The organism is Brachyspira innocens ATCC 29796, from assembly GCF_000384655.1.
Lineage (GTDB): Bacteria > Spirochaetota > Brachyspiria > Brachyspirales > Brachyspiraceae > Brachyspira > Brachyspira innocens.
This window is the reverse complement of record NZ_ARQI01000046.1, coordinates 1-6,132: the sequence shown is the minus strand read 5'-3', so window position 1 is coordinate 6,132 and position 6,132 is coordinate 1. Positions and strand designations below refer to the sequence as shown.

The 6,132-nt window shown below is 28.7% G+C and carries 4 protein-coding genes; 2 read left to right on the top strand and 2 right to left on the bottom strand.

What is annotated here, in order from left to right; all coding sequences use genetic code 11:
* Together F811_RS16180 and F811_RS0100810 are read right to left on the bottom strand one after the other, a co-directional pair.
* Positions 1 to 371 (bottom strand): hypothetical protein (locus F811_RS16180; RefSeq protein WP_020003414.1); only part of this gene is annotated, 371 nt, incomplete at its 3' end.
* A gap of 55 nt (positions 372 to 426) precedes the next feature.
* The gene (locus tag F811_RS0100810; protein WP_020003413.1) at positions 427 to 2,481 is read right to left on the bottom strand and encodes a tetratricopeptide repeat protein; all 2,055 of its coding nucleotides are present in this window, start codon (positions 2,479 to 2,481) and stop codon (positions 427 to 429) included.
* A gap of 155 nt (positions 2,482 to 2,636) precedes the next feature.
* On the opposite strand from F811_RS0100810, the gene trpB reads away from it, so the two are divergent.
* Positions 2,637 to 3,890 (top strand): tryptophan synthase subunit beta, encoded by a 1,254-nt coding sequence (trpB, locus tag F811_RS0100805; protein ID WP_020003412.1) that lies wholly within the window; start codon positions 2,637 to 2,639, stop codon positions 3,888 to 3,890.
* Between the two features lie 343 nt (positions 3,891 to 4,233).
* Positions 4,234 to 5,994, top strand: coding sequence for a hypothetical protein (locus F811_RS0100800; protein WP_020003411.1), 1,761 nt, complete (start codon positions 4,234 to 4,236; stop codon positions 5,992 to 5,994).
* Positions 5,995 to 6,132 lie beyond the last annotated feature (138 nt).

The window sequence follows — 6,132 nt, the reverse complement described above, 5'->3', positions numbered from 1 at the left end:
TTTGCAGCTTCATTTAGTAATTTACTGGTGTCAACATTTTCCATAGCTTTAGAAATATCCTCTGATAATTTATTAGTATCAATATTTTCTATAGCTTTTGAAGCTTCATTTAGTAATTTATCAGTATCAATATTTTCTATGGCTTTTGAAGCATCTTCTAATAATTTGTCTGTATCAATATTCTCTATAGCCTTTGATACATCTTCCAATGCTCCGCCTGCTTTTTTTACACCATCTTTAGCTGCATCTGAAACATCATCTATTTTTTCATTTATTTTATCGGTTGCCTTATCTATAGCACTTTTATCTTTCTGGCATGAAACAAAAAATAATGACAAGACTATAAATAAAACTAAATAAATATTTTTCATAATGAAATCCTTATATATTTTTTATGTTAAAATTATAATTATTAATGCATATTTGTCAAGATATAGGAGCATTGGATATATAAACATTTATCTTATATTTATTTTTCATTTTTTTGGAATTATATATGCTTGTAGCCTTTGCAAGCCTGTCATTAAACTTTTCTACCAAAAAATCAGCATCTTCTACTTTAGGAGCTAATATTACTTCTTTTAATGATTTGTTATCAAATATATAAAGATAATTTTTGTAAGAACGTTTCATTTTATCGTCAATATGAAGAGGATTACTTCCATATTCTATAAGCTGTATAATACGCATCTCCTGCTCTTCTATAAATGAAGCATCTTTTATCAAATACTGCATATTCATAAGAAGCTGATACGATAATGCTGATTCTTCTGAATTAAAATCTTTTATCACCTTAAACATAGAATTAAATATATATCCTATATTGTTTTTTAATTTATCATAAAATTTACTGCCTTCATTCCAAACATCATATTCTTTATTTAAATTAATAATAAGATTATCATAATCAGATTCGCATGGATTAAATATTATTTCATTTCTTTTGTAATTATAATATAGTACAAAATACAAAGGCAAAGTCTGCTCTTCATAAAACTCAATATTAGAATAATTATTTTTGTCATAAGAGAATGAAAATAAAATGCTGGAACCGCAATTATTAAAAGACGTATCAAAAAAAGATTTATCAAATACTAAACAGCAGCCCGTACCTTCTTTGTTGTCATATTTTCCGTATAGTCTGTACATAGTAAGAGAGTCTTTACATCTGCTGAATGATGTTTGTAATGCTATAAAATTATTAATGCTTGCATATTTTGAATTAACATTATTATTTCTTAGAAGCTGCATCAATATCTTGCCTTCTTTAGGATCATTTGCATTTTTTATGCTTGTCATTCTAAGTTTATTTTTCTTTAAGTATGTATTATATTTTGAGTTGTCTGCTTTATCATATCTCTTATCAAATGCCATGTCATCAAATACTTCAATACTTGTATAATGCGATATCTCATTAACTTTATCATTGTCTTTTACTGATACCAAATACAAAAATACATACTGCAGTATCCATAGCTTTTTTAATTTTATTCTGTTATTAATATCTATATCTCTTACTATAAAATTAAAATATTCTTCTTTTTCCTCTGTCCAAAAACTATCTTCATTTAATATTGTATTAATAATTTTTTCTATGCCTATATATTCTATAAATCTTGATATAATACTAAATATATTAACGCTTTTAGAATCTTTGATATTTAATATAAGAGTTAAAGCATAATCATACTGCTCTAAACCTATAAGAGCCTCAGATTTTAAAAAATATATTCTGTCGTATATAGTATCATTTCCCATCATGCCTATTTCTATATACTCTATATAATCCTTATTTTTTATAATGGTGTCGCCTTTTGAATTTTTTTCATCTAAAATAGATAAAGACCTATCCAAACATTCTATAGCCTCTTTATATTTTTTTATATTTATAAGAAGACTAGCCTTATTTAAATAAATTACCTCCAAAGATTTATTTATAGATACTGCTTTATCATATGCCTCAAATGCCTCTTCTATTTTACCAATCTTCTCTAATACTATAGCAACATTCAAATAAGCATAATCATATCCAAGCTCTGAAGCCTTATTAAAATAATATAAAGCATCTTCATATCTCTCCAGTCTTGAATATATAATGCCTATATTAAAATAAGATATCTCAGATTTATCATTGATTTCCAGAGCCATATTAAATGAGTATAGAGCCTCATCAAATGCCATTAACTTTGCAAGTATTATGCCTTTGTTTATAAAAGCCTTTTCATAAAGAGGATTAATCTCTATAGCCTTGCTGTAATAATCTATTGCCTCTTCATATCTATTTAAATAATATAATGTTAATGCTGTTTTATAATAGCTTCTTGCAAAATATCTGTCTTTATAATTGCTTTCTAATACTTCATCGTAATTTTCAAAACAGTTTATTATCTTAAAGTATATTCTAAGGGCAGAAGAATATTTCTCCAAATTAAAATAAAATCTTGCCTGAACAAATAGGCTTTCTATTCTGTCTTTCATCATCAGCATAACTCCAATAGGCATTTATTAAAATCATTATAAACTATTTTTTGATAATAAAAAACAAAAAATATCTTGACAAATTTCACATATGTGTTAATATTACTACATAAAGTAATATTACTAAGAAAAACATTTTAATTTAAGGATTTATGATTATGAAAAACAGTAATAAGGGGTTCTTCGGTAAATTTGGCGGGAGATTCGTACCAGAACCATTAGAGAAATTATTAATTGAATTGGAAGAGGCATTTGCACATTACATTAATGACAAAGAGTTTTTAAGCGAGCTTGATGAATTAAGAGCTGATTTTATAGGAAGACCTACTCCTTTAATGTACGCTAAAAACTTATCTGAAAAAATCGGCGGTGCTAAAATATATGTGAAACTTGAAGGCTTAGCAAATACAGGAGCACATAAGATTAACAATTCAATAGGTCAGGCACTTTTAGCCAAGAAGATGGGAAAGAAGAAGATTATCGCAGAAACAGGAGCAGGTCAGCATGGACTTGCCACCGCTGCAGCATGTGCCAAGCTAGGACTTGAATGTTCTATATATATGGGTGAGATAGATGTAAAAAGACAGCAACCCAATGTAGCCTCTATGGAACTGTACGGAGCTAATGTAGTGTCGGTCACCAGAGGAGGAAGAGGACTTAAAGATGCTGTTGATGCGGCATTAGAAGATTGGGTTAAAGATTTAAAAGATACACATTATTTGCTTGGAAGTGCAGTAGGACCTAGCCCATACCCTGATATTGTCAGGACTTTCCAATCGGTAATAGGAAAAGAATTGGATAAACAAATACAAGAAAAGAATTTGAATGTTAAAGCTATGATAGCATGCGTAGGCGGCGGTTCTAATGCTATAGGATTTTTTGAGCCTTTTATAGAAAGAGAAAATCCCAAATTAATAGCCGTTGAAGCTGGCGGTATAAGCATGAATCTCGGAGAAAATGCCATTAGAATGAAAAACCCTTATGCCAAAGATGTTGCAGCTCAAGGGTATATGAGTAAGTTTATATTAAAAGAAAACGGCGAAATATCAGAAACTATGTCTATATCTGCTGGTTTAGACTATCCCGGTGTTGGTCCTCAGCTTGCATATTTGGGAGAATCTGGAAGAATAGAGTTTACTTATGCTACTGACAAAGAAGCAATTAATGCAGTTAAAGAGTTTGCGAGAAATGAGGGAGTAATATTTGCATTAGAAAGTGCCCATGCTGGTGCTAAGGCTATAGAATATGCCAAACAATACACAAAAGATGATGTAATTATAGTTAATATGTCTGGAAGAGGAGATAAAGATATATTCATAACTTCTCCGATATTCAGAGCAGACAAATGGAAGGAATTTTTAAGAAGTGAATTAGAAAGATTAGAAAAAAACATAGACATTCACAAATTTTAGCCTCCGATATATATTTTTTATTTATAGGTTTTTGTTTATTATTTATTAATATTCAAAAGCCTATTTTTTATTTATACTATCCTTATTTTAAAACTTAATTTGTAAATACTTATAGTTATTTAATTTTTTTTTTATAATTAGGACTTAAACCCAATTCTTTTATTATAACATATTAAATAGAAATATAATTCTTATCTTTTATATGATAATGCTATTATTAATAATACTTTTTAAAGTAATTATATTCTTGAAAAATATATATTTTATTATAAAATAAAGCTAGATTTTATTTAAATATTTTTGTTTTACAAAATCATAATATTTAGTTCAAGGATTTTTTATATTGAAAAATAAAGTTTATTTAATTATATCTTTGCTTTTTATATTTTTAATAATTTCATGTAAAAAAATCAATCTGTTAAGTCCTTCTATTATACCGCCTCCTACAGAATTCCCTGTTTCAGAAGAAATGCCTGATTATATAGTACCTTCACCTATACCTCCAGAAAATATAGAGGAAAGTTATATAGAAATAAATCCTGAAATAGTTGCAGATAGTACTGTTTTTGGGGGTTACGGAAGAAGATTCAAATTTCAAAATGAATGGTATGTTTTAGCTACTAATGAATATCAATATGACCCTAACACCAAAAGGCTTACTCCTTCGGCAAAAGGTGCATTACTAAAAATTAATAATGACGGAAGTACAATAATTAAAATTCATAGTTTATCATTAGGCGATGATTTAGAAAATACCGAATATTGGGTAAATTTGAACTCAAAAAAATTGATTATAGAATCAGATAAAGTAACAATACCTTCATCAAAGGCAAGACAAAAAACTATAAATTTCCCGCAATATCCGCGTAGATTGGATAAAGCAAATTTTTATTATACTAATCCGCCTCCTTATTATGACTTTGCATGCTATGGAAACTTAATTATTTATTCTATATATAGAGAATCTCAAAGTCTCATAAATTGGTCTGATTCTCCTAATGAAATAGAAAAAGCAAACTACTCTATTCCTATGCCGAATGATTATGATCCTAGTATACAGGGAATATATGGTATGGAAACTTTGAAGTTTTCTGCTTTATTTTATATTAAAGGCAAATTATTTATTACAGGTCAAAAGTCATTTACTGATGATAATCTTTTTGGATATAGAGACCCTCAAGCCTCTCAATATACTTGCGATTCAAAAAACTACTATACTGTTGATATTACAAAAGATACTCTAAATAATGATAATTGGGATAAACCTGAATTTCCTTTTCCAGAAAAAAGACAGCAGTTTCTTATAAAATATGATAGAAATAAATTAGATAAAGTATATGTATATGGAGGAATATCTTCGCATTATGAGTATAAAGGAGGATATTGGAAAGAGGTAAAAGATAAAGATTTTAGTGAGAAAGACGGAGTATGGTCAACAGAAGACGGTATAAATTGGAAAGAAGAAAAAACAATAGATGTAAGTAAACTTGATAACTATTATTATGATGCTAATCGTGAAAAAATTGATATAGTAGGCGGATATGAGGTACAAGAAGATGGTACACCTTTAGAGCCTTCTTACACTGAGTTAAACGGCAAATATTACAGAACTTTAAAAAGCACTTATCCTATGCCGCCAATAAAAGAGATTATGGAGACAGCTGACAGATTTGAAACAAACTTTACCGTTACAGAAGAGCATATCAAAAAGTCTGGCTATTATCAATTACAAGTCTCTTCAGTATCTCCAGACAAAGCACAGGAATCCGACTGGGTTGATGTAGTGCCTAATAATCAATTAAGTTCTACTATAGGCTGGGAGAGCGGAGGAGCTGATTTATTTACTTTCAACAGCAAAATAGTGCGTTTAGTTGATTATGACAGGCAGTTTAAACTTAATACTCAATATGAAACGGCTTTGAACCTTGCAGAGAAATATTACAATCTGCTTTTAAACTCTTCTATGTCAGACTTTAAAAAGTATGATTATTATTTCTTATACTATAAAGCTATGGCTGATATGCTAAAAATAATTAAAGACAAGGGCAGCGATTATTTCCGTCCCTATGAGGCTGTTACGCATTATACTTTTGAGATTAATTAGTATATACTGGAACGATTTCATTTTATCAATTGATGTACATTATATAGAATTATCAACTTTTTTGCCGCACAAAAAAGTTTTTGCCAAAGGCACGCTTCGCGAAAAACGCAATTACTAGAACTTTATACTTTAAAGATA